This window comes from Flagellimonas sp. MMG031, from assembly GCF_040112705.1.
Lineage (GTDB): Bacteria > Bacteroidota > Bacteroidia > Flavobacteriales > Flavobacteriaceae > Flagellimonas.
In genome coordinates, this window is record NZ_CP157804.1 from 2130200 (window position 1) to 2155703 (window position 25504).

The 25504-nt window shown below is 42.2% G+C and carries 19 protein-coding genes and 1 pseudogene; 8 read left to right on the plus strand and 12 right to left on the minus strand.

Annotated elements, in window-relative coordinates:
* The first annotated feature begins 26 nt into the window (after positions 1 to 26).
* The gene (locus ABNE31_RS09465) at positions 27 to 2393 is read left to right on the plus strand and encodes a polysaccharide biosynthesis tyrosine autokinase (protein WP_349351038.1); all 2367 of its coding nucleotides are present in this window, start codon (positions 27 to 29) and stop codon (positions 2391 to 2393) included.
* Here ABNE31_RS09465 and ABNE31_RS09470 read toward each other — a convergent pair whose 3' ends face one another.
* From ABNE31_RS09470 to ABNE31_RS09485, 4 genes and pseudogenes are all read right to left on the minus strand, one after another.
* Entirely contained in the window at positions 2394 to 3137 is a 744-nt protein-coding gene (locus tag ABNE31_RS09470; RefSeq protein WP_349351039.1) for a CpsB/CapC family capsule biosynthesis tyrosine phosphatase, read from the minus strand.
* Positions 3138 to 3256: 119 nt separating this feature from the next.
* On the minus strand, positions 3257 to 4513 hold the full coding sequence (locus ABNE31_RS09475; protein WP_349351040.1) for a hypothetical protein: 1257 nt from the start codon (positions 4511 to 4513) through the stop codon (positions 3257 to 3259).
* Between the two features lie 43 nt (positions 4514 to 4556).
* Positions 4557 to 5333 carry a hypothetical protein gene (locus ABNE31_RS09480; RefSeq protein ID WP_349351041.1) on the minus strand — a complete coding sequence of 259 codons (777 nt, stop codon included), beginning with the start codon at positions 5331 to 5333 and terminating at the stop codon, positions 4557 to 4559.
* A 220-nt stretch (positions 5334 to 5553) separates the two neighbouring features.
* Positions 5554 to 5661: pseudogene (locus ABNE31_RS09485) on the minus strand (histidinol phosphatase); the annotation flags it as partial.
* 274 nt (positions 5662 to 5935) lie between these two features.
* Here ABNE31_RS09485 and ABNE31_RS09490 point away from each other — a divergent pair.
* The 6 genes from ABNE31_RS09490 to ABNE31_RS09515 all read left to right on the plus strand — a co-directional run bounded on the left by ABNE31_RS09490 (position 5936) and on the right by ABNE31_RS09515 (position 13503).
* Positions 5936 to 7219 (plus strand): HAMP domain-containing sensor histidine kinase, encoded by a 1284-nt coding sequence (locus ABNE31_RS09490; RefSeq protein ID WP_349351042.1) that lies wholly within the window; start codon positions 5936 to 5938, stop codon positions 7217 to 7219.
* Positions 7203 to 7904: a response regulator transcription factor gene (locus tag ABNE31_RS09495; protein WP_293288266.1), complete on the plus strand. Its 702-nt coding sequence runs from the start codon at positions 7203 to 7205 to the stop codon at positions 7902 to 7904. Before ABNE31_RS09490 ends, ABNE31_RS09495 begins: the two co-directional genes overlap by 17 nt.
* Before the next feature lie 375 nt (positions 7905 to 8279).
* A complete protein-coding gene (locus tag ABNE31_RS09500; protein ID WP_349351043.1) occupies positions 8280 to 9044 on the plus strand; it encodes a hypothetical protein in 765 nt (254 codons plus the stop codon).
* A gap of 160 nt (positions 9045 to 9204) precedes the next feature.
* Positions 9205 to 11688: a M1 family aminopeptidase gene (locus ABNE31_RS09505; RefSeq protein WP_349351044.1), complete on the plus strand. Its 2484-nt coding sequence runs from the start codon at positions 9205 to 9207 to the stop codon at positions 11686 to 11688.
* A gap of 148 nt (positions 11689 to 11836) precedes the next feature.
* Positions 11837 to 12514, plus strand: coding sequence for a DUF6799 domain-containing protein (locus ABNE31_RS09510; RefSeq protein ID WP_349351045.1), 678 nt, complete (start codon positions 11837 to 11839; stop codon positions 12512 to 12514).
* A 74-nt stretch (positions 12515 to 12588) separates the two neighbouring features.
* Positions 12589 to 13503 (plus strand): hypothetical protein, encoded by a 915-nt coding sequence (locus ABNE31_RS09515; protein WP_349351046.1) that lies wholly within the window; start codon positions 12589 to 12591, stop codon positions 13501 to 13503.
* 33 nt (positions 13504 to 13536) lie between these two features.
* On the opposite strand, the gene ABNE31_RS09520 is transcribed toward ABNE31_RS09515, so the two are convergent.
* The 3 genes from ABNE31_RS09520 to mnmE all read right to left on the minus strand — a co-directional run bounded on the left by ABNE31_RS09520 (position 13537) and on the right by mnmE (position 20171).
* Positions 13537 to 15201 carry a RagB/SusD family nutrient uptake outer membrane protein gene (locus ABNE31_RS09520; RefSeq protein ID WP_349353043.1) on the minus strand — a complete coding sequence of 555 codons (1665 nt, stop codon included), beginning with the start codon at positions 15199 to 15201 and terminating at the stop codon, positions 13537 to 13539.
* Positions 15202 to 15213: 12 nt separating this feature from the next.
* Entirely contained in the window at positions 15214 to 18339 is a 3126-nt protein-coding gene (locus ABNE31_RS09525) for a TonB-dependent receptor (RefSeq protein ID WP_349351047.1), read from the minus strand.
* A 461-nt stretch (positions 18340 to 18800) separates the two neighbouring features.
* On the minus strand, positions 18801 to 20171 hold the full coding sequence (mnmE, locus tag ABNE31_RS09530; RefSeq protein ID WP_349351048.1) for a tRNA uridine-5-carboxymethylaminomethyl(34) synthesis GTPase MnmE: 1371 nt from the start codon (positions 20169 to 20171) through the stop codon (positions 18801 to 18803).
* Between the two features lie 85 nt (positions 20172 to 20256).
* Between mnmE and ABNE31_RS09535 the strand changes: the two genes are divergently transcribed.
* Complete coding sequence (locus ABNE31_RS09535; RefSeq protein ID WP_179384838.1) at positions 20257 to 20619, plus strand: DUF4870 domain-containing protein; 363 nt, start codon at positions 20257 to 20259, stop codon at positions 20617 to 20619.
* A gap of 56 nt (positions 20620 to 20675) precedes the next feature.
* Here ABNE31_RS09535 and dnaN read toward each other — a convergent pair whose 3' ends face one another.
* From dnaN to ABNE31_RS09560, 5 genes are all read right to left on the minus strand, one after another.
* Complete coding sequence (gene dnaN, locus ABNE31_RS09540) at positions 20676 to 21794, minus strand: DNA polymerase III subunit beta (protein ID WP_179384839.1); 1119 nt, start codon at positions 21792 to 21794, stop codon at positions 20676 to 20678.
* A 120-nt stretch (positions 21795 to 21914) separates the two neighbouring features.
* Positions 21915 to 23579, minus strand: a complete 1665-nt coding sequence (gene gldG / locus ABNE31_RS09545; RefSeq protein ID WP_349351049.1) for a gliding motility-associated ABC transporter substrate-binding protein GldG — start codon at positions 23577 to 23579, stop codon at positions 21915 to 21917.
* Entirely contained in the window at positions 23579 to 24310 is a 732-nt protein-coding gene (gene gldF, locus ABNE31_RS09550) for a gliding motility-associated ABC transporter permease subunit GldF (protein ID WP_349351050.1), read from the minus strand. The genes gldG and gldF overlap by 1 nt, the downstream gene beginning before the upstream one ends.
* The gene (locus ABNE31_RS09555) at positions 24310 to 24612 is read right to left on the minus strand and encodes an antibiotic biosynthesis monooxygenase family protein (protein WP_293283946.1); all 303 of its coding nucleotides are present in this window, start codon (positions 24610 to 24612) and stop codon (positions 24310 to 24312) included. Before ABNE31_RS09555 ends, gldF begins: the two co-directional genes overlap by 1 nt.
* Positions 24613 to 25443, minus strand: coding sequence for an SAM-dependent chlorinase/fluorinase (locus ABNE31_RS09560; RefSeq protein ID WP_349351051.1), 831 nt, complete (start codon positions 25441 to 25443; stop codon positions 24613 to 24615).
* Between the last annotated feature and the right edge of the window lie 61 nt (positions 25444 to 25504).

Consider the following 25504-nt stretch of genomic DNA (forward strand, 5'->3'; position numbering starts at 1 on the left):
CTTTCAATAAATATTCCCCAAATAAAATGAACAACTCGGATTTGGATTTAAAAGGTATCGTAAAATCTTACACAAAACATTGGAAATGGTTTGCTCTAAGTGTTTTTGTATTCATTGCTTTAGCCATACTTTACTTAAGATATGCGATACCGGAATATAGTGCAACAGCAAAAATCCAAATACTCGAAGAATCCAGCGGTGGTTCGGAATTGAGTGTTTTGGAAGATTTGAATTTGTTTTCTTCGGGCAAAACAAAAATGGAAGATGAAATAGAATTGATCAATGCTAGGGACAACTTTATACGAATTGTCAAAAATCTGGATTTGAATGTTAGATTTTTTTTACAAGGAAATATAAAGGACGCCGAATTATACAGTCAAAAATCAAAACCATTTTCAGTAAACTTTTTGGCAAACGATTCCATTATAAGTAGTTCCAAAGCTATATTTTTTGTAAAGGTTTATTCGGATACATCATTTGGAATCAGAGAAAAAGAGGACAATCCCGAAAGAAAAGTTGAATTTGGTGAAAAATTCAAAACTGAAATTGGCGATATCATCCTTACACCAAATACAAATCTTGAAAATTATAAAAATCGGAACATTAGGGTGACTGTTAGCCCTGTTGATGCTGTTGCCGATTATTATCGTAAAAAAACAAGTGTTCGAGCCAACGACACTAAATTTTCCAATATTATTAATTTAACCTTGAATGATCGTATTCAACAAAGGGCAATAGACATTATTAACTCTTTGATCAACATAAACAATGCCAATGCAGTAAGGGACAAAAAGGAGATTGCAGACAGGACAACAAAATTCATAAATGATAGGATAGCTGAAATCTACACTAACCTTTCAAGTGTTGATGAAACTGCCGAAAACTATAAAGCAAGCAGGGGAATAGCAGACTTAGGTTCACAATCGAGTGTGAATTTTGATATGAGCGCTGCTGGTGAACAGCAATTGCAGGAGGCAAATATTCAGTTGAATATAGCAAGCTCTATGAAAGATTTGATAAGTGATCAAGAAGGCTATGACATCATTCCTACCAATGTGGGATTAAATGATCCCAGTATATCCAATACGGCTCAGCGATACAATGAGCTTGTTGCTCAACGGAATCGTCTTTTGGAAAGTTCTAACGAAAAAAACCCGGTCATAGTTAAATTGGACCAACAGTTAGAATCCTTAAGAAAAGGAATGCAGTCCAGTTTGAATAATGTGACTAACAACCTTAATTTGCAAGTGAACAGTTTGAGTAAGCAACTTTCTCAGATAAATTCTAGGATATATGCCGCTCCTGGAAATGAACGAGCACTAAGGGACATATCCAGAAAACAACAGACCACGGAATCATTATATCTGTATTTGTTACAAAAAAGAGAAGAGTCTCAAATAACTTTTGCATCTGCATCGCCAAAATCTAAAATTGTGGACGAAGCGTATGGTTCCAATAGACCCGTATCACCCAAAACAAATGCGATTTATCTTACCGCTTTTATTCTTGGATTGTTATTGCCTTTTTCCATTATATATACAAAACAACTGATGGACGACAAAGTCCATAACAAATTGGACTTGGAAAAGATTGCTGAGGGAATCCCAGTAATTGTCGAAGTTCCAAAATTGGGCAAAAAGGATGATAAATTGGTCAAAAAAGAAGATAGGTCTGTGTTGGCAGAATCCCTCCGAATATTGAGGACCAACCTTAACTATATTCAAAGATCTAATAAGGCCATTCCTAACAACATTATATTTATCACTTCCAGTGTGCCTGGGGAAGGAAAAACCTTTATATCTTCCAACCTAGCTGCCATATACGCTAATACTGGAAAAAAAGTATTGCTGATAGGAGCGGATATCAGGAATCCAAAGCTTTATGATTTCTTCACGAGTGATGATGTTGTTCCCGGCAACAAAGCGAAGCCTAGACGCAGTACCAAAGATGGTTTAACAGAATACCTTGTGAATACAAGTTTAGAGGTGAAAGATATTACCATTCCCTCCAAAGTAAATGAAAATTCTATTGATATTATCTTCTCTGGAAAAATACCACCCAATCCTACAGAGTTATTAATGAAGGATAGAATGGCGGAACTGTTTAAAAAAGTATCCGAACTTTACGATTATGTCATCGTGGATACAGCGCCGTTGATGGTGGTAACCGATACATTGTTAATTAGCGAATATGCCAGTCAGATTCTTTATGTGGTTAAGGCCGGAGGAACAGAGAAAAAGGTATTGAACTTTCCTGTAAAGCTTAAGGCTGAGGGTAAACTCAAAGGTTTGTCCTTTGTGGTCAACAATGTAAAAAAGGCTAACCTTGGTTATGGTGGTAAGTACGGTTACGGTTATGGAAAAACCGTTAAAAAATGGTGGAAATTCACTTAATCAATAAAAAGTTCGAATTGTATTTTCAATAATAGGTAGTAATCGATTCAAAGTTTTTTTTGATAGCTTTACCTCTTTTAACCAACCTAGCTGTCCTATGTTATGGACATCGGTGCCAACAAAATCTATTAAACCGTCTTCTAATAATCTTTTGGCAATCTTATTCACTTCTGAACCATAGGGTTCTGAACTTAGGGAAAGTAAGTTAAGTTGGAATAAAATACCGCTTGATTTCATGGAAAGGTACTTGCCATACTTTCCATGGTAGTACATGTATCTTTCCGGATGGGCTAAAATTGGATAATATTTGTGTTTAGCAATTTGCTCTACAGCGGTATCAAAATTAAATGAGGGCTGTAAATAGGACATTTCAATAAGCAGATGGTCTTTCCCCATTGGCATAATTTCCTTTTCTTCCAAAATATGCTCAAAATTATCATCGATCATATGCTCTGCTGCATAGTCAAGATTAATCTTCAGTTCCTTTTCTTTGTCTAAGGCCGATTGAAGTTTTTCGTTTGCTTTTAAAATAGATGCTGGATTATTGTCATAATGATTATGTATGATATGGGGAGTGCAAATAAAATTTACAACCCCCATTTCAGAAAAACCTTTCAGAAGAGTTATGGAATCATCTACCGTCTTTGCACCATCATCTATACCTGGTAGGATGTGGTTGTGGATATCAACCAATCCATGCAAATAATCGGCTAAATAGAGTTTCCTTTGGAAAAAAGTTATCATATGCAAAATTGGACTCCCAAAGGTAAGTTATAATGTCCTTTATCCATAAAAGCGGGTGCAGTTTCTGTTTCTGAACTGCAAAATAGACAAGAAGGGAGGAACCTTTTTATTGACAACAACTAATAGCTGCTTTTTTCTAATTTTACCAACCTTTTTTCAAGGGACTCAATGATGCTGTTCTCGGCTTTCAACTTTTTACCTAACATCTGTTTTAGACTGTCAATTTCTTTTTGTTGCTTTATGGAGTACAGGGTAAGTTCTTCTATCTTCCGCAATAATGTTGCATCCATTTCACCGAGATTTATTCCTTTTGTTTTTACCTCTTTAGCACTTGGAACGTTTGGTAAATGATGGTTTTTCTGAATGTAGGCCTCAACTTCTTTTAAGCTTACAAGGCTAAACTCTTTTTTAAAAACAAAATCAGGCCAGTTCCCCTGTAATTCAACTTTAATGGACTCTGCAACCATACTTCCTCCGACCGCAAGCATGTAGCCCTGTGTGTTTACAGTTCCTATACCAATGTTCCCATTAGAGTAGAAAAGGTCATTTCCCGAAATGCTCCAAGGTGATGGCCCAATTTCCGTTCCATCTATAAAGATGTTCGAAGCGTTAAAAGACCCATTTACGTCCAATAGGTATTCAGGGGAGCTGGTTCCCACCCCAATGTTACCGGCGGAGTAAGAGATGTTGTTCCCGGATAGGGTCCAAGGGGAAGAGGAATTTTCCAAAGGGGTTCCATTTATCAATATGTTCGTAGCATTCAATGTGCCAGCTACGTCCAGTTCAAAATTAGGGCTGTTGGTCCCGATTCCTACGTTCCCATTGGAGTAGGAAAGGTCATTTCCCGAAATGCTCCAAGGGGATGGCCCAATTTCCGTTCCATTTATAAAGATGTTCGAAGCGTTAAAGGCCCCATTTACGTCCAATAGGTATCCAGGGGAGCTGGTTCCCACGCCGATGTTACCGGCGGAGTAAGAGATGTTGTTCCCGGATAGGGTCCAAGGGGAAGAGGAATTTTCCAAAGGGGTTCCATTTATCAATATGTTCGTAGCATTCAATGTGCCAGCTACGTCCAGTTCAAAATTAGGGCTGTTGGTCCCGATTCCTACGTTCCCACCCGTATAAAAAACGTTGTTTCCGTTTAGATTCCAAGGCGAACTTTCTATCTGAAGTCCATTTACCAATAGTTCATTCACGTTGAGTTGGCCTACAAGAATTTCTGAAGCGGTTAACGCTCCATTAACGTCCAAAGCAAAGTTTGGGTTCGGGTTTAAAGTGCCTATACCGACACTACCGGAAGCAGGAAAGGAATTTTGGCCAAAAATATTGAAACAGGAAAGGCAAAAAACAAAAAATAGTAGGGTTAACTTGTACATGTCTGAAAAATAGATGTTTAGAATGTATTGGAATTATTTTTTTTTATTCATAAACCCTTAATTCAAACGATAGGTTATCAAAATTATCTGCAAAAGCATTTATCCCATTCTGAAGCTCCAATCTAATTTGAGTAGAATTTATTAACTCCCCTCTAACAGCCGTATGTGAGATCGGGGTACTAAAAAATATTACGGTTTTACTAATATCAATTGGAATATCGAGAGTACCAACATAGATGCCTTGAGATTGTCTGGCCCAGGTAAGAGTCAACCCCAAGCTATTTTCCAGAACTTCTTCAATAGGGTCTTCTGTCCCCACTTGACGCAAGATAGAAGTATAACTTTGATAGTTGAAGTCATCGGCATCCCCGTTACAAAGATACTCTGAGGTGGATATCTCACTGGCATCCAAAAGGCCATTGGCATTACTGTCCAGCCCAACCTCAAGTCTATATCCTCCATTTACGCAATTATCACCTGGCTGTTCAATCATAGTGCTAATTAAACTTGTTAAACCATCTGCAGGGTCAATATTGCAAAGATATTCGGTGGATGAAATTTCATTAGTATCCAAAACCCCATTATTATTGGAATCCAGTCCAAAATTTAATTGGTAACCTCCGTTAGGACAGTTGGGTCCTGGTTGTTCTATGGCAGTGTTAATTAAACTGTTTAGGCCATTGGACCCATCAACACCATCCACGCCATCTATCCCGTCCATTCCATCCAATCCATTGGTGCCGTCTTCAACACTACAGGCAACAAGTGACAAAAGGAAAAATACCAGCATACTGATTTTAAGTGACAAGATTTTTTTCATCGGGGTTATATTAAAGCATTAATAGTACAAATATAAATGAATGCAAGAATCGTAAATAATCTCAAAGGATAGGATGCTAAAAAAATCGGATGAATAGCACAAGTCATTAATTTATCTTAAAGATGTTGTATATGTATTGAAAGAAGATATGATTTTTTTAAAACCTTTGCGGTTGGAGTGGTATTTAAGGGGGAATCTATTGATGGTCCCAACAAAATCCCACCGTTTTCGCCCCATCGTCGATTCCGGGCAAAATATGGTTGTGGATATCCACCAATCCGTGCAGATGATCCACGAGGAATTCCTTTTTCTGAAAAATATGGAACATGTGTAAAATTTGGACTTCAAAGATAAGGGATATGCAGACTTGGGCAACCCTATCCAAACCAAATTGGACCATTTAGCTTTCATAAACCAAAAAACCGCCCTTTGGGAGGTCGGTTTTATGGATTCACTACTTCTATATGTTTTAACTAAACTCATGTCTAAGATAAGGTTTCGTTGTACACAGCGCGACTAATAAAAGATCAAAAAGGTTAATGAAAGATTAATAGGGTTAACCATTGGGTAATTAGCTGGTATATTTTTGTTTATTTAGCGGTATGCTGACCAAGAGGAACCTCTATGTACTAGTTTTTGTGATTGCCGTTATTGGGCTACTGGTGGTGCAATACCAATATTTACGTGTGGGGCTTGGTTTGGCAAAAGCCCAATTTTCGGATAAGATTGATAAGGCCAGGGAAAACATCAACAGTGAACTATCCGAAGTCAACTCATTGACCTACACCTTGGGCAATGCCATAAGAAAGGATACCTCGGAGGTCAAGATCGGGCTCGATAGCCTCCAAAAAGCCTCCCAATATTATCTGAACGATTATATATCCTATCAATTGAATGTCTCGGGAATTGATGCTCCTTTCACCTACACTTTGTACTCTAGGGATTCCATTACCTATGTAAGCTCGGTTAAACCCCATCTCAGGGCAGAGAAAAATCTCACCTATCCCATAAAAGTACGGGGGTATTTGCCAGAACTGTTGAAAAAGGAAATTATCCTTGAAATTGGATTTGAAGACCTGAACAATTATTTTTTGGGACAGATACGTGGATTGATTATTCCAGGGCTGTTGTTCCTGCTGATGATCATTGTCGTGGTTATCTGGGTGCTCAAATCGTTCTATTTGCAGCGAAGTATTAATACCACCACCAACGACTTTATCAATAACCTAACCCACGAATTAAAGACCCCTGTATTTTCCATTGGGCTGGCAACCAAAATACTGGAACAGGATATGCCCGAAAACAAGAGGGCAGTAGTCGAATTGATTCGAACAGAATCCGATAGGCTCAGAAAGCATATTGACAAGGTGCTGGAACTGGCCAGTATGGAATCGGGCAAAAAACTGCTGCAGTTTCAGGAAATCGATTTTAAGCCCGAACTGGAACGTATCTGTAATGGTTTTGCATTATTGGCTGAACATGAAGGTATCGATTTTGAATTTGAATTGGAGAACGGACTCTACATCATCCGCGCGGAAAAGTTTCACTTGGAAAATGTAGTGGCCAATTTATTGGAGAATGCAAAGAAATATTCGGATGATCCCGTTGTAAAACTTAAGGCGTACAAGCAAAAAGGAAAGCTTTTCATCAGTATAGCCGACAACGGCCAAGGGATAGCCCAAGAGGACATCAAAAAGATTTTTAGGAAATACTTTCGAATCAAAAATGGCGATGTTCACAAAGTTAAAGGCTATGGCCTGGGGCTCTACTACGTCCAGAAAATCATTAAAATGCACCGCGGTGCCATTCAGGTGCAAAGCGAACCGGGACAAGGGACCACATTTACCCTTTCCCTAAAACTGACGAAACATGGAGAAAAAATATAAACTGATTTTGGTAGAGGATGATAATTCCTTGGGCTACTTACTTTCCGAGTATCTGGGCATGAAGGGTTTCGCCGTAACATGGGCCAAAGATGCATCAGAAGCCATACAAAAAACAAAGACCAGTGTTTTTGATTTGGCCATTTTGGATGTAATGCTTCCTGATATGGATGGTTTTGAGCTCTCCCAAAAAATAAAGGGAATCAACCCCGAACTGCCCTTTATTTTCCTGACCGCGCGTTCCATGAAAATCGACGTTCTCAAAGGATTCTCCTTGGGTGCCGTAGATTATTTGAAAAAACCCATAGACGAGGAAGAGCTCGTGGTACGAATCAATGCGCTGTTGGCCAGGTTGGTGAATACGGAAGAGGAAGAAGTACAGGTGGCCCAATATGAAATTGGCGATTATGTGCTGAACATGGAAAATTTTGAACTCAGTTTTAAGGGACAGCCCATTAAATTGACTGGAAAGGAATTTGATTTACTGGCCCTTTTGGCCAAGAACAAAAATCAACTGTGTACCCACAAGGAAATCCTGACCACCGTTTGGGACAAAAATGATTACTTCAACAAAAAAAGCCTTAACGTATTTATCTCACATTTGCGTAAACATCTTTCGCAAGACCCAAAATTGAGCATTGTTAATGTGAGTCGAAGGGGATTTATGCTTCGGGTAGAAGGGGAGTAGTCAATTATTCTGGCTTGATTTTTGATGTCTTTTTCTGTAAATCAGCTCCCCGATGATTTCGATGATCAAGTTTTTTACAAAAAGTACGCAAACCCCTTCGTTGCGGCAATTGGACCATTTATACGCCGAAACCATTTGCAAGTGCCCTTTGCAAGAACAGATTTCCTATTGCCAAAGATTGATCGAAAGCGCAAAGTTCCATCTTGGGAAATCCTGCCCCAAAAAAGACGCTACCCACCTCAAACGGCTAATCCAAGCCGCCAGTTTAGAACTTCAGCGGCTGCATGACAAAGGCAGTTCTCATTAGCTGGAATTTTTACCAAGTCCCCATTTTGGGCTAAAAAGCCTTACTTTTAGGATTGAAAATGATTCAAAATGAAAAAATCAATCCTTTTACTAGCCTTACTCTTGTTATCCATAAACGCATTCGCAACAGAAACCAAGCTGATGGTGCGCGCCAAGGCCAAAGACGCCAAGTTTGTGGGAAGCTCCATTGGGGGAGCACATGTCATCGTTCTGAATACATTGAATGGCGAAATACTGGCCGAGGGCAATACCACGGGGTCAACAGGCAATACTAATTTAATCATGAAAAGTGCCCACGAACGCTATACGCAATTGAGCGATGAAAACACAGCGGGTTTCTTGGCGGTGGTTGATATTGAAGAGCCTATCTTGGTTCGCGTAGAAGTCCTTTCCCCCGTACACAAGAAAAATGCACGGATACAGGCAAGCAAGGAACTTTGGCTGATTCCGGGTAAAGACATTTTAGGTGACGGAATCATTCTGGAAATCCCCGGATTTGTTGTAGATATCTTAAAGCCCAATACCCACCAATACATCGCGTTGGAATCGATACCCCAATCAGGTTTGCCCATTGAGGCCCATATTGTAATGATGTGCGGCTGTCCCATTGAAGCTGGAGGTATTTGGGACTCCAACCTTATGGAGGTGAAGGCCATTGTGAAAAAGGATGGCGAAACCTTAGGGGAATTCCAGCTAACCAACCCAACCCAAAACACTTTTAAGGGTGCTATGACCGTTTCCGAAGCTGGATATTACCAAATCACGGTCTATGCCTACAATCCGCAAACAGGGAATACAGGGGTGGACATGGTAAATTATGTGGTTAGGGAATAGTTTTTTTAGAGATTGCCGCATCTACATAAATTCAATTGCTTACAACGCTTAAAATCGGTACCTTTTCGGTGCATAATCCAACCAACCTTTTATGAGGCCGAAACATCTTTTTAAGTTAATCGGGTGCATCTTTATCATTGCATGCGAATCCCATCCCAAAATGGATGTTTTAGCCGAAGGTATTCCGCTGCAGATGGCCGAATACAGAAAAGGCCAGGTGTCCAACGTGGTTTACCATCTATCTTTTGATATTCCTTTGGAAAAGGAAGAGCCGATACCCTCGACCCTGAAATTGGAGCTCGAAATCAATGACATATCACAGCCCTTATATCTTGATTTTAATGCAGATGCCTCTCTGTTGAAAAGCATTCAAGTGAATGGGGAATCCCAAGAAATTGACCATCAAAAGGAACACATTATCATCGCGAAGGGAGTGAAAAAAGGTCCCAATACCATCAAAATCACCTTCCATGCCGGAGAACTTTCATTGAACCGAAATGAGGACTATCTCTATACCTTGTTGGTTCCGGATAGGGCTAGCACCTTGTTCCCATGTTTTGACCAACCCAACATCAAGGCGAAATATGTTCTGGATATTACAGCGCCATCAGATTGGGCGGTACTCTGTGGAGCCCCATTGCAGAAACGTACTTTACAAGGTGATAAAGTGCATTATGCCTTTGAGACCAGTGACCCGATGAGTACTTATTTGTTTTCCATGGTAGCAGGAAAGTTTGAATCGGTCACCGAAAACCCAGGACAGTTCGATATGACCTTACTGTATCGAGAAACGGATTCTGCCAAAATAGCCTTCAGTCTGCCCAAAATATTTGATTTGCACCAACGGTCCATCGATTTTTTGAAGGATTACACCCAATTCGACTTTCCGTTCAAGAAATTGGACTTTGCAGCCATTCCGGGGTTTCAATATGGGGGAATGGAGCATGTGGGAGCCATTCAATACCGTCAAGGTTCCATTTTTTTGGACGAAAGCGCTACGGAACGAAGGCTCATGGGAAGTGCCAAGCTCATTGCCCATGAAACCTCCCATATGTGGTTCGGCGACATGGTTACGATGGATTGGTTCAACGATGTTTGGATGAAAGAGGTTTTTGCCAATTTTATGGCCGACAAAATCGTTAATCCTGCCTTTCCCAACATCAATCACAAGCTGCAATTTATGATGTCCCATTACCGTGGAGCGTATGGAGAAGACAGAACCCGAGGTACCAACCCCATCAGACAAAATCTGGACAACCTGAAAAATGCCGGAAGTTTATATGGCGGGATTATTTATAACAAAGCACCCATTATGATGCGCCAACTGGAGGCGACCATAGGGGAGAAAGCGTTTCGTGATGGTATTCGGGAGTACATCAAAACCTATGCTTACGGGAATGCCACATGGAACGATTTGGTGGATATTTTGGATGAAAAAACTCCGACCGACCTCAAAGCTTGGAGCGAGGTATGGGTAAATCAATCCGGAAGGCCCATCTTAACCGATGAGATCAGTTATCAAAATGGAAAAATTTCGAAGTTTACCATTTCACAACAGGCAGAAGATGGGAGTGATAAGCTGTGGCCACAGTCCTTTGAGATTACCTTGGTCTATCCCGATAGCACCAGAACCATTCCTGTAGTTATTTCAGATCGTAGTGTGGAGGTGAATTTGGCTGAAGGACTCCCTAAACCTAAGACGATTATTTATAATTCCGATGCCTTTGGGTATGGACTTTTTCCTATCGATACAGATCATTTGGGCGTCATTGCCAAGCTATCTGATGAGGTGGCCCGTGCCTATGCCTATTTGAATACGTTTGAAAACGCCCTATCGGCAAAACTGGACCCCATTTTGGCTTTTGATGTATTTATGAACGGTGTACTGAACGAGCAAAACGAATTTGTGCATGGTATCATCAGTGGGCAGGCAAGCCACTTGTTCTGGAACTTCTTTACCCAAGAGCAACGGGTTGCGGCACAGTCGGAGGTGGAAGCGCTCCTTTGGAACGAGCTGTTTAAAGATCGATACCAACCCAACATCAAAAAAAACCTGTTTGAACTTTGGAAGGATTTGGCCTATTCCAAAAATGGAATGGAGCGTCTATACGCTGTTTGGAACAAAGATCAAAAAATTCCTGGACTGAGGCTTAATAAGGACGATTTTACCGAAATGGCGCTATTACTTTCCGTGTATGACCACGAACTGGCAACGACCATTTTGGAAAGGGCCAAGGGCGAATTGGACAATCCCGATAAAATAGAGCGTTTTGAATTTTTAATGCCTGCGGTAAATTCGGACCAAGAGATAAGGGCAGATTTTTTTGAATCCTTTGAGAATCCCAAGAACCGTGAGAAAGAATCCTGGGTGGTGACGGCCTGTGGCTATTTGCACCATCCATTGCGCCAAAAAACTGCCATAGCACAACTTCCATTGGCACTCGATTTATTAGAAGAAATACAAAAAACAGGTGATATTTTCTTCCCGAAACGTTGGTTGTCGGCAACAGTTGGTCAATATCAGTCTCCAGAAGCCTATCAGATGGTGGAATCATATCTTGGGGAGCATCCGGAATTGGAACCTTCCCTAAAGGGAAAGTTGTTACAAGCTACGGATGATCTGTATCGATTTGTTAATCATTGAAAAACAAATGATTATCTTTTTTATGTAACCTAAGTTACTTTGTTTTTCATGTAAATCACTGTATAACAGTTTGTTACTGACATAAATCATAGGATTTTAGTTTTACTGATTCTAATTTGGTATTTGTTAATTTTTAAAAACAAGTACCATGAAAAAAATTGTAATGTTGGTGTTTGTTGTTTTAGGAACAATGGCACTAAATGCACAGGACAGGGATAGGGACAGGCTCCAAGATCCCGATCAAAATCAAGACCGTTTAATGTTGGTCGATGGTGATGTACTTCAGATTCGCGATCGTGACCAGATTCGTTTACAAGATCCCTTAACGTTGGATGATGGAACCGTTGTCTATCCTAATGGAACGTATTTTACCCGCGACCGTGACAGACTTAGGCTGAGGGATGGCGAATGTTTGGACAATGATGGTGTCAAATATCGGAATGAATATCAATACCGTTATAAGGTGCTGCAATCCGACAAGGGCCTTACCGATCAGCAAGTGATGGAACGCAACCAAAATAGATTCCAGCTAATACGCATTGATGGAGAGGTTTATCAAATACGTACACAATCGCAAAATAGATTGCAGGAACGCCTTGAAATTGCCAACGGGATCATGGTAGATCCCAATGGATCCTACATGAACCAAAACCGCGAACAAACAAGGCTTAAGGAAGGAGAATGTTTGAATTTGAGCGGTGAAAAATTCACCAATATGTACAATCATCGAAAAATGATGATGAACAGGCAGATGAAATCCATCAACAACATGAAATCCAAAAAGTCCATGAACAAAACAGCCCTAAAGAAAAAAGGGGGCAGGTAATTTCATAGGATCAATTGAAGGGCTTGTCATTGCTTTAATGGCAAGCCCCCAATGTAACAGTAATTTAGAGTATCATGAAACGTCTCTTCCTTCTTTTGGTTCTGCTTTGTATTGTGCCATACGCTATACTTGCTCAAAGAACAGAACAAGATAGAACTGGGAACAAGGATTCCTATTTCTTGATGGATTTAAGTTATGTCAGCGATGCTGTGTTTATGGGCCGTAGGGATTCCATAGCCGCTCCCTATCTATTGCCTTCCGTAAGCTACTATCATAGTTCTGGTTTATTTGCCGACGCCACGGTTTCCTACTTGGTAGGCTCAGAGGATCAACGTGTGGACCTGTTTTATGTAACGGGTGGATATCTTTTGGGTTCCGACCGTTGGAATATAGGTGTTTCTGCAAGTGCATACTTTTATAATGATGCAAGTTATAATGTCCAATCGGAGACGGTGGCAGATATCACGGGACTGATCGCTTATGATTTTAAGTTGGTTGAACTATCCCTTTATGCCAGTTCTTATTTTAATAGGAAGAGTTCTCCTGACTTTTTTTTGGGGCTGATGGCAGATCGTACCTTCAAGGCGATGAAAGATCGTTTGTTGTTGATGCCGAGATTTTCGGTATATGCTGGCTCTCAGTATTTTTATCAAGAGTACTATACTACAAGCCGATTAGGAAACAGGAAAACAGGCTCCAGTGGAAAGGGTAGCGGGCAAGGTGGAGCATTGGATGTGAGCCAAACAACAAATGTGCAGATTGCGGAAGCTTCGGAATTCAACATACTTAATGTGGAGTTGAGCCTACCTGTCCAATATCATTTTGATATGTTTATTCTTTCTTTAACCCCAGTTTGGGCAATCCCACAGACAAGTGCTACACTCACTACGGAAGCGGGTACGTTTAAAGAGAATTTAAATAGTGTGTTTTACTGGTCCGTAGGAGTCGGTTATTGGTTCAACACAAAAAAAAGCCCCTCACTGAAGTAAGGGGCCTTTTTAGTATTAACTACCGGAACTAAATTAGTTCTGGTCTGATGGTGACAAGTTCGGGTTGGCATCCAACTCCGCTTGCGGGATCTTAAAGATCCAGTCGTCGTTCACCGATGGACGCTCCACTTGGTACGCCTCTTGGTAAAGTACAGCAGATGCTCCGGAACCACCGTCAGCAGCATGGTCGATTCCCTCGTCCCATCGGATTTTGTCGGTGTAGCCGAAACCTTCGCCCCACAATTCCAATCTTCTCTGGAACTTGATGTGATCCATCATGGACTCTTGGGTGTTGTAGATGGTGACGTCGTAAGCACTGTCACGCTCTTCGCCCAGAGGTCTCAAAGCTTCCTGTGCACCTGGAATGTCGTTCAACATCGCCTTGGCCTCCGCCTCGATCAAGTACATCTCAGAAGTACGCATGTAGATTACGTCATCGGGATCGATAGATCCAGGATTGGCATTCTTCAACTTAAAGTGCATATACGGGTGCTGGTTGAATGAGTTGGTGATACCGTAAGTAGCATTGATTTCTGCTCTTCTCTCATTAAACCCTTCCAAATCATTTGTATAATTTGGGTCCCTTGGTAGACCTGTTTCTGGGTCAAGACCTCCTTGGTTGTTGGCGGCAGAACTGTTGGTGTTCGGCGCATCTGGAAGGAATACATCCCTTCTGTAATCCGTAGCTGGAATGGCATCCACCAATCTTCTATCGGCAATCTTTGGGTTGTTCCTGATCTGGCTACCGTTGAAGGTGTTACTGGCCAAATAGAAATACGAACGGAAGAAGGTAGTTTCGGCAGCAATTACGTTACTTCCCCAGATCACCTCTGAAAGGTTATTGGAGTTGAAACCGGACTTCCAATCGTCCTCGCCCATCAAAGGAAAGCCCTGACGAGCCATAACGGCTGCATCGGCAGCAGTTTGCCAGTCACCTTTGGATAGTGCTGTACGGGCCAAAAGACCGTAGGCAACGTTGATGTTCAATTGGGACTTGGTCTCAGGTCCACCGCTTGGTCTTCCTGTACCTTCCTCGAAACGATCGATGGCAGCAGCTAGGTCAGCCTCGATTTGGTCATAGATCTCCTGAACGGTAGATCTTGGCTCACTGGTGAAGGGAGACTCCGAAGAGAACAATAATGGTACACCTGGGTCGCTTGCAGGATTCCCGATCAAGTAACCCTTGGCATAATGCTGCACCAATGAAAGATAGGCGTAGGCCCTATAGGTGTAGGCCTGTCCCAAAATTTCGTTCAACTGTGGTGACTCCACCAAGGTTCCGTCGGTTCCTCTGTTGATCAATAGGTTGGCCCCCAAGATGATGTTGTACCTGTGGTACCACAACAACTCGCAGGTCAATGAAGTCTGATCCGTATGTGAGTTCCACTGCATCTCCGTTCTCCAACCCAAGTTGTTGGCATTGGCAGAGTGGATCAAACCTCCGGAAAGGTTATCGCCAAGTGGTACCCAGTAGTGGTTGTTTGCCCTAGCTGTATTTCCACCAGGGAATATGGTCTGTGACTGTGAATACAGTCCACGGTGCAGCCCGTTCAATATCAGCTGCATGTTGTCCTCGTTGGCCAACGCATCGGAAGCTGAAATGGCGTCCGTAGGCGTTGTTTCCAAAAAGTCGTCGTCGCATGAAGTTATGGCGATCCCTAGGAAAGCCAGTAACATTAGATTTATTTTTCTTAACATCATTTGAATTTTTTAAAAAGTTACGTTCAGCCCCATTGAGATGATACGGGCAGGGTTAAAGTCGTTACCTGCACCTGTACCCGCCAAGTTGAACTGTGGGTTGAGTCCTTTTCGTTCACTCTTGGTGTAAAGGTTTTCACCGGTAAGGGAAATCCTCAATTGGTCAAGGCCAAGTTGGTTGGCGATCTTGCTGTCGAAGGTATAGCCCAAGTTCACGTTACGCAACGCCCAGAATGAGGCATCTGTCAAGAAACGATCGGACTGTGTTCTTACCAAGTTAGGGTTACCGTTTTCCATTCTTGGAACATCGGTAATGTCGCCTGGTTGTCTCCATGCCCTCAAAATGTCAGGGTGCAAGGAGCTACCATAGTTTCCACTGTGCATCATAGCGGAGTACGCATTGTCCAATACGCTACCGCCGATACCGTAGTTGATCAAGAAATCAAAGGAGAACCCTTTGTAGCTGATGCTGTTGGCAATAGATCCCAATAGATCAGGGATGGAGCTTTCACCAGTATAGGCACGCTCGGTTTCCTGCCAATCGTTGGTTGTGGCGATCTCGCCGTTGGCATCCAATACAGGAACACTGTTTCCGTCATCGTCCAATTCATACTGAAGGAACAACTGGTCTCCAGTTTCCGGGTCTACACCGGCAGTTCTCAAAATAAAGAAATCAAATCTTGAACGTCCAACATCCCAACGCTTGGAACCGTTCACAAATGGAGAAGGCAAGCTGGTGATCTCGTTCTTGAAGGTCGAGGCCTGCAAGGTCACGTTCCATCTGAAGTCCGGTCTGCTAAATAGGTTGGCGGTCAAAGCCATCTCCCATCCTGAGTTGTACATGTCCCCAACGTTCACAGGAACCTCGTTCAGACCATTACTTGGTGCAATGGGCAGATTGTACAAAAGGTCAGAGGAATTTCTCTTGTAGTATTCTACGGAACCGTCCAAGAAATTGTTGAACAGGGTGAATTCCAAGGCAACATCAAAGTTTTCGATGGTCTCCCATTGCAAATCCGAGTTACCTATATCAGTATAAATAATGGCAGGATTGGCTGCATTCGAAGTAATGGAGAATCTTGGCTGTGAAAGGAAGAAATCCAATAGGTCATCGTTACCTACCTCACCATAAGAAGCTCTCAATTTTAATTGGTTTACCACTTCAGAACCTTTCAAGAAGTTTTCTTGGTCAATTCTCCAAGAACCACCCACGGAGTAAAAAGTACCCCATCGGGTATCGGCATCAAATACGGAAGAACCATCACGACGAACGGAACCACTGATATAGTATTTGTTCTTGTAGTTATAGTTCAGCCTTGAGAAATACCCTTCGATACTTTTTCTTGTCGAAGAACCTCCCAAATCCACAATGTTAGAGAAGTTATCGAACTCAAAAATACCGTTGGCCGCTTGAATGGTTTTCAAACCGCTATTTGAGGTGAAAGTTCTATCAAAACTTTCGTGCCCTGCGGTAATGTCGAAGTTGTGATCACCGAAGCTCTTCCTGTAAGTGATGATCTGGTTAAAGTTCTCCACCTGTCTTCTACTTCTATCTTCGCCATATCTACCGTCAGGCTGTGCATCACCGATTACGGCATTTTCATACTCTTTATTAAGAAGTTCATTGATGTCCCTACCGTAGTTCAATCGCACGCTAAGACCGTCAACGATCTCTTGCTCTGCAAAGAAACGGAAACCATAGGTATTGTTTCTGCTGCGCTCATCGTTCAACAATAGCTCTTGTAGCGCGTGACGCCCTTGACTGATGGGTCTTGACCCAATGTTGAATTCTGGGAAGCCTTCACCACTATCAAAAACAGGGTTTCCTTGTACATCCCTTACGATATTACCTTGAAGGTCGTTTACATATACAGGATATACAGAACCAATGTTCTTGGCAAAACCAAATGGGTTCACAATACTTCCAGTACCAGCTGAGCTTGGTGCCACAGCTTCGGTGATGGTAATGTTGGCACTACCACCGATGGTCAATTTATCGTTAACGTCAAACTCTGCGTTCAAACGAGTAGTCAAACGATCAAAGTTGGATGTTACTACGTAGCTGTCCTCGTCCAAGTAAGAAGCGGAGAAGAATACTTTGTGATCGTCGCCACCACCGGAAACGTTTACGTTATAGTTCTGGCGCACACCAGTTCTAGCCAAAAGGTCGTACCAGTCAAGACTTTGGTAGATAACGCTTGCATTGGGGTTCAACTGTCCGTCGGTACCCACGATTTGGTCGTTAGGTACATTGAAAGGGTTGTATCCCAAGTTGTTGTAGATATTCGCAGATGCGAAAGCAGGATCACCGCCTCCGGCACTTGAATTCTTCAAAGCTTCCCACATGGTCTCGTAATAATCGCCAGGGGAAAGTTCTGGATAAAAAGGAATGGACGTGTCAACCAATCCGTACTGCATGGAAGCATTTACTTGGATACCGCCTTTTCTACCACTTTTAGTTGTGATGATCACCACACCGTTCGCTGCACGGGAACCGTACAGGGAAGTGGAAGCGGCATCTTTAAGGATGGTAAAGGACTCGATATCCTCTTGGTTGATCGTGTTCAGTGCGCCTTCGTACTGTACCCCGTCCACAATGAACAACGGATCGGTGTCACCGTTCAACGTACCCACACCGCGGATTACAATACCGGGAGAGGAGCCAGGACCTGTTGCAGAGGTAAACTGTACCCCTGTGGCACGACCCTCGATGGCGGCAATAGGTGAGGTTACGTTCCTAATGGAAAGCTCCTCGGCCCCAACGACACTGGCGGAACCCGTAAAGGCTTCCTTGGTACTGGTACCATAAGCGGTTACGATAACCTCTTCAAGCGCCTGGGCGTCTTCTTCGAGGGTAACGTTGATCACGGATTGTGACCCTACCGCTACTTCTTTGGTTTTAAGCCCCAGATATGAAAAAACCAAGGTTTGTCCATTACTGGCTGAGATGGTGTAATTACCATCGAAATCTGTCTGCACACCATTTGAAGTGCCCTTCACAATAACATTTGCACCGGGTAGTGGCAGACCATCGGAGGCGGAGGTAACCGTCCCCGAGATTGTCCTACTTTGTGCAAACGTAGCCTGCACAAACAACATAAAAAGCAGTAGCAAAACTGCATTTGTTTTTGTCTTCATTAGAATGATTTTTGAATTAGTCAGCCACGAAAATGACCCTTTTTAAAAACAATTCCAATGAAACGGTCTTAAAAAACGACGATGATTTAATAAAAGAAATGCAAAAAAAGTGTTTATGATTTAAGAATAATATATCAAATTAAGAATATTTAATACATATAATGCAAAATATTAAATTTGATTTAGCGATATGACACAAGGATAGTGTTAATATGGTGCATAATCCGCACAATACTAATTTTTTGTTAAACATCACAATTTGGTGTGTATTGTTGAATGCATTACTACCGTTTTAAGGGTTTAAACGAAGCCCAGAAAACTCAAATTTTCACTCCCTTTTCTGGAAAAAATAGTAGACTTTTAGTTGGCTATTTTACCTAATGCTTACCAGGGTATAAGTTGAGCTTTCGTGTTGTTGTTACCCGTTGTAGCTTTACTTTCCATGAAATTGATGAAGGGAGTTATTTCCCGATGCAAAAGTTGGAAAAAATATTGCCCAAAAGGTCGTCCGTGGTCACGTTTCCCGTTATCTCTCCCAAATGATACAAGGCCTGTCGGATATCGATGGCCATCAAATCGCTGGAAAGTTCCATGTCCAACCCTTCCTTTACCTTTTGGATTTCTTCCAACGCCTTGAGCAGCGCATCATAATGTCTACTATTGGTAATAATGGTCGTATCGCCGCTTAAAGCACCAGAATCGACTAATGATAGGAGTTTTTGTTCCAGTTCGGGGATTCCGGTTTTGAGCTTTGCCGAAAGGAAAAGTACACCAGGAATTTCCGAGGTAATTTTTTCAATTTGTTCAGGGTTCAGCAAATCGGTTTTATTACAAATGGGCAACAATCGTTTATTGGGATATTTTTCTTGAATTTGTTGCAGTTCCTTTTTATCAAACGCCATACCATCAAATAGATAAATGATGAGACGGGCTTTTTCAATTTTGTCGAAGGTTCGCTCAATCCCTATTTTTTCGACGACATCTACCGTTTCGCGTATTCCAGCCGTATCTATAAATCTGAAATTGATGCCTTTAATGCTAATATGATCTTCCACCGTATCCCGTGTCGTTCCGGCTATCTCACTTACAATGGCCCGCTCTTCATTCAACAGTACATTCAATAAAGTTGACTTTCCAACGTTGGGCTGACCCACAATCGCTACTGGGATACCATTTTTGATTACATTTCCCAAAGCAAAGGAATCTATCAGTTTTTTGAGAACTTCGCTAATCCGATTGAGTAATTCGTTGAATTGGGTGCGGTCGGCAAATTCCACATCTTCTTGGGAAAAATCCAACTCCAGCTCTATCAAGGAGGCAAAATTCAATAATTCTTGTCGCAGTTCCTGGATTTCGTTGCTGAAACCTCCCCGCATCTGCTGCATGGCGATGTCGTGAGCAGCTTCGCTATCACTGGCTATCAAATCGGCTACGGCTTCAGCCTGACTCAAATCCATTTTACCGTTCAAAAAGGCTCTCAACGTAAATTCACCGGCCGATGCGGAACGGCATCCATTCCTCAATATCAATTGAATGATCTGTTGTTGGATATAGGGTGACCCATGGCAAGAAATCTCGACCACGTTTTCGCCCGTGTAGGAATGTGGCCCCTTAAATAGGGAAACAAGCACCTCGTCTAACACTTTGCCATCATCCACAATATGACCTAAATGAATGGTATGGCTTTTTTGGTTGGCCAATTTTTTCCCCTTAATGGATTTGAAAAAAGGGTCCATAAGGGTTATGGCATCCGGTCCGGAAACCCGAATCACTGCAATGGCCCCTGTTCCAGAGGGGGTCGCCAAGGCTACGATGTTATCTGTATACGACATGGGCACAAAAGTACAAATTCGTTGTTGTTTGTAACATTTTTAGTGATTTGTACACTAATAAGTTGAACCCTTTAAATCAATCAGAATGGAAGTCATCAATCAAAAAGCAGTTAGAACGGACAATACGTTGTTGGCCGTAACACATTTGACCCAATTATTGGGCTATGCCATAGGATTTGGTAGCCTAATCGTTCCTTTGATCATTTGGTTATCCTCCAAGGATAGGGTAGAAGGGATGAACGAACATGGAAAGGCCATTATCAACTTTCAGATCAGCCTTATCCTATATATTATTATCAGTATTCCGGCCATCCTACTTTTGGGCTTAGGTATATTGGGTTTGATAGGTGCTGCCCTCCTAGGATTTATTTTACCTATTGTAAACGCAGTGAAGGCTGCAAATGGGGAATCCCCTTCACAATTTATGACGATCAGATTTATATCATAAAAACAAAAAAGCTGGAACTTTTTGCTCCAGCTTTTTTTTATTGAGTAGTAGTGAGTTTAATTGTTCAGCATCACGGGCATTACTAACATGGTCACATGCTCGCCTTCGTCCAATCCATCGATTGGGGTAAGGATACCTGCCCTGTTCGGTAAGCTCATCTCCAGAGAAACTTCATCGGAAGAAAGATTGTTCAACATCTCCAATAGGAATCTGGAGTTAAAACCAATCTGCATATCATCGCCCTGATAGGAACAAGAGAGTCTTTCTTCGGCCTTATTGCTGTAATCCACATCTTCGGCAGAAATATTGAGTTCGGCACCTGCAATCTTCAAACGGATTTGGTGCGTGGTCTTGTTGGAGAAAATGGAAACCCTTCGGACTGAGCTTAAGAATTGATTTCTGGCAATGGTCAACTTGTTGGGGTTTTCTTTAGGAATCACCGCTTCGTAGTTGGGGTACTTCCCATCGATCAATCGACAAACCAATTCGGTGTTATCAAAATAAAATTTGGCATTGCTATCGTTGTATTCGATGGTCACTTCGGATTCGGAACCTGCCAAAATCCCTTTTAAAAGGTTCAATGGTTTTTTTGGCATGATGAATTCCGCCACTTCGGAAGCACTTACGTCCTGACGTTGATATTTTACCAATTTGTGTGCATCCGTAGCCACAAAGGTTAAATTTTCAGGGGAAAACTGGAAAAACACACCGCTCATCACAGGGCGGAGGTCGTCGTTTCCAGCAGCAAAAATAGTCTTGTTAATGGCGGTTGCCAAAATATCACCCAATAATGTAGTGGAACTTGGATTGGAAACCTCCACAGCTTTGGGAAATTCGGCACCATCTGCATAGGCCAAGGCATATTTACCGTGGTTGGAGCTGATTTCCACCGTGTTGTTGTCCTCTACCACAAAGGTCAAGGGTTGTTCTGGAAATGTTTTTAGGGTATCCAAAAGCAAACGGGCCGGAACGGCAATGGTTCCTTCGGAATCGGAATCCACTTCCAAGACGGAACTCATGGTGGTCTCCAAATCGGAAGCCGAAACAGTAAGCTTACTTTCTTTTAAATCGAACAGGAAATTGTCGAGGATGGGCAAGGTGTTGCTGTTGTTGATAACTCCTCCCAAAACCTGCAATTGTTTCAATAAATATGTACTGGATACAATAAACTTCATCAAAGAAATACTTTAGTATAGTTGCTTTTTTAGCAATTTGACCCTTCCAAAGGGCCTATAAAATCAATAAAAACAAATATATCCCAAATGGATTTAGCAGAGAAACAATTTTATTAACACCTAAGAGGTGAATTTACGTTTACGGTAGTACCCAAAAAAGACACCGAACAACAAGGTCAAAACCACTGGTAATCCTATGTTTATAAGCTGCCATTTGGTTTTTTGTGTTGCAATTTTCTTAACGTCCAATAAGGGGATGGCCACTTTTTTGTTTCGAATGTTAATAAGCCCTGTGTTGTCCAACAAGTAATTTGTACTGTTCACCAAGAACTCCTTATTGCCGTAGAAGCTACTGGTCCACTTATCGTAACCTAATTCCAGCGGTCTACCGTTGCGCAATTGGTTTTTGATGACGTCCCCATCGGAAATCACGATCATTTTATTTTCTGGACCCTCTTCCAAGGTGTTCTGCAGCTTGATTGGCTTGACCCGGTTCTTGTACATGGAAGTGAAACTTCCTTCGATCAAAACCGCTAGTGGCAAATTGCCATTGGTGTAGGTTTCCCGATCGGGCTGTTGGTTGATCATATCCAAACTGACCACTCTGGGGATCCCATCTGTTTTTGACAGGGGTGAACTCTGCAATAAAATGGTTTTTTGGTAATCGTTTTCCAACACGTCCATGGGACTGGTAAACTGAAAGCGTACCGCTTCAATATTGGTGTTGATGGGATGATTGTTCTGTGAGAACACCATAGGGTAATACAACCAAGGCAGCGGATTGTATTGTGAATCGTTTCCTTCGCCCGTAGCCAAAACAATTTGGGTGAAATAGAGGTCGTTTACCAACACTGGGTTGATGCGCACTCCATATTTAAAGAACAGATCTTTCAAATTAAGGTCTCTGGGAATGGCTATGGCCTCTCCGCCACCGGCATAGATGCTGTCCATTTCCATGGCTACCTGATCTATCAACCAAATGGATTTGCCACCTTGAACCATGTATTGGTCCAGTACATACTTCTCTTGATTGCTAAATGCTTCCGTTGGTTTGGCAATCAGGGCAAGGTCGAATTCTTTCAGTTTGTCCAAAACATTTTGCGGATTGGTAGCCACCGAGTCTAGGGTAATGGCCCCAATGTTGTAATAATCCCGAATGGTAGTAAGATAATCGGCAATGTAAATATCGTCCAGTTCGCCATTTCCCTTGATGACGGCAATGCTCTTTTTTTCTTCAATGCTCAACTTGGTAAAGGCATCGGCAAACGCATATTCCAGTTGCTGTACCGAATTGTTGATGCGCTCTTCTGCCGTGGAACCCAATTTGTTCTTGAGCAAGGGCACTCTCACCGTTTGATCGTTAAAATTGACCATGGCCCAAGGAAATACCAGTTCATTGGAGACCTTTCCATTTTCCTCAACGGTTACATTTGCTGGCTGAAGACCCAAACTTTGCAACTGCGCAACGGTTTCCTGTGGATTTTCGCTATCCTCCATGGGGTCTACCAAATTAAATTTGATATTGCGGTTTTTGGATGCGAAGGATTCCAACAATTGGATGGTCTCGGCCTTCAGTTTGGCGAACTCTGCAGGAATATTTCCATCCAACAATACATCCACGATAACCGGTGTCTCAAACTTTTGTGCTACTTCAACGGCAGGCTCGGACAGGGTATACCTTTTGTCTTCCGTAAGGTCGAACCGCGTGTAGACAAAACTGGCCAACAAATTGACGGCCACAAGGGCCATTATTACTTTTAAAAGGGTTACGGCAAACTTTCCCATTACCTTGGCAATTGTTTTAAACGTTGAAAAGTAAGGTACAGAAACACTAAGGTCAGCGAAATAAAGTACACTAGGTCGCGGGTGTCTATCACGCCTCTTGCAATGCTATCAAAATGTGCTTTTGCCCCGAGCGATTGAACGGTTTGTTGGGTTTCCCCATCGGAAAACAAGGTGGCTATGGCATCAAACCCGTTAAAAATCAGAAAGCAGACCAAAATTCCCACCAAAAAGGCGATGATCTGATTATCGGATAGGGTGGAGGCGAATATTCCGATGGACGTGTAGCAGGCCATCAAAAATAGTAATCCAAAGTAAGATCCCAGCACTACGCCAAGATCATAGTTGCCTTCTACCATCCCCAATTTGGATATGGCAAATACATATACCAAGGTTGGAACAACGGCAATGATGCACAGCAGAAGGGCTCCCCAAAATTTTCCAAGGACGAGTTTCCAAATGGAGATAGGTTTGATGAGCAACAATTCGAGGGTTCCCATTTTGCGTTCCTCTGAAAAGCTTTTCATGGTGATGGCCGGCACCAAAAAGACAAAGATCCAAGGGGCAAGCAAAAAGAAGTTGCCCAAATCGGCAAAGCCGTAATCAAAAATGTTGTACTCGTTTTTAAACACCCAAAGAAAAAGACCGTTGAGCAATAAAAAGGAACCCACGATCAAATAACCGATGGGCGATGTAAAAAAGGACCGTACCTCTCTCTTAAAAATTGCGAACATTAAGATGGGTTTGTTGATTGAATTTTAGTTACGCTCCAAGCTTCGGGCTTATCGGCAAACAGTTTTTTGGTATTGCCCCAAACCTCTTGGAAGAAATCGGAATTTCTATAGTTGTTCAGGTGCGATTCCGTATCCCAAAAACTATAGGTGAAAAATATATTGGAATTTTTGATGTCCTGATACAATTCTACCATATTACAGCCTTCAAAAGCTAAAATACCACTTTTTGATGCTTCAAAGATTTGCTCAAAACTAGCAATATTTTCGGGTTTAAAAGTCAGTTTTACGATGCGTATCAACATTTAAAGGAAATTTATGGTTACCGTGTCCCTGTAATTGAGTCCCAAAAGGGAAGAGGCCCCACCAACCGAGTTGAGGTCACTTTTATAAATGGCCAGTTCTATGTAGCCGGCTGAATTGAACAGTGCCAAAGCGTCACCCGGACCTTTGCGCTGGTTGCGCTCCAGATTGTAGTTGATGATTCCGTTATAGCTCTGGTGTACTTGCCGTATTTTAGTGGTCCTTGCGGTAATTTCGAACTCACGTCCACTTCGGTAGGCTTCGAACAGACTTTTTTGGATATTGGTCACCACATTGCCGTAGTTGTCGATATAAATGACATTACCTGAGATGGTTCTCCCTTCATTGGTGATGCGGGGTTCAAAATCACGGAGTTCTTTCAAATTACTGAATGGTTTTCCGATTACTTCCAATTTACCGCCACGTGCGATATGGCAGGCCACCTGCACAAAAATATTCAGTACCGGAAAGGCGCCTGCTTCGGCATTTGGCAAATGGATTTCCACCACTTTTTCGGGCACTACCTCAGAAGTTATCAAAGAAATTACCCCGCTGTTGGCACTCACAAAATAGTGTCCGTCCACCAATACCACTATATGCTCATTTTCGGGAGAAATTTCGGAGTCTACCCCCACGATATGCACCGTTCCCTTTGGGAACGAATGGTAGGCATTCCTCAGGATATAGGCACATTCCTGAATATTGAAGGGGCTGATGGCATGCGAAATATCAACAACATTGGTTTCGGGGAGGTTGCTCAGTATGGCCCCTTTAACAGCACCCACGTAGTGGTCCTTGTATCCAAAATCGGTAGTTAGGGTTATGATTGGCATACAATACTGTTGATATGTTTTTCCGCGTTCAAAGTGATTTTTAGTTAAGTTTGTTTGTAAA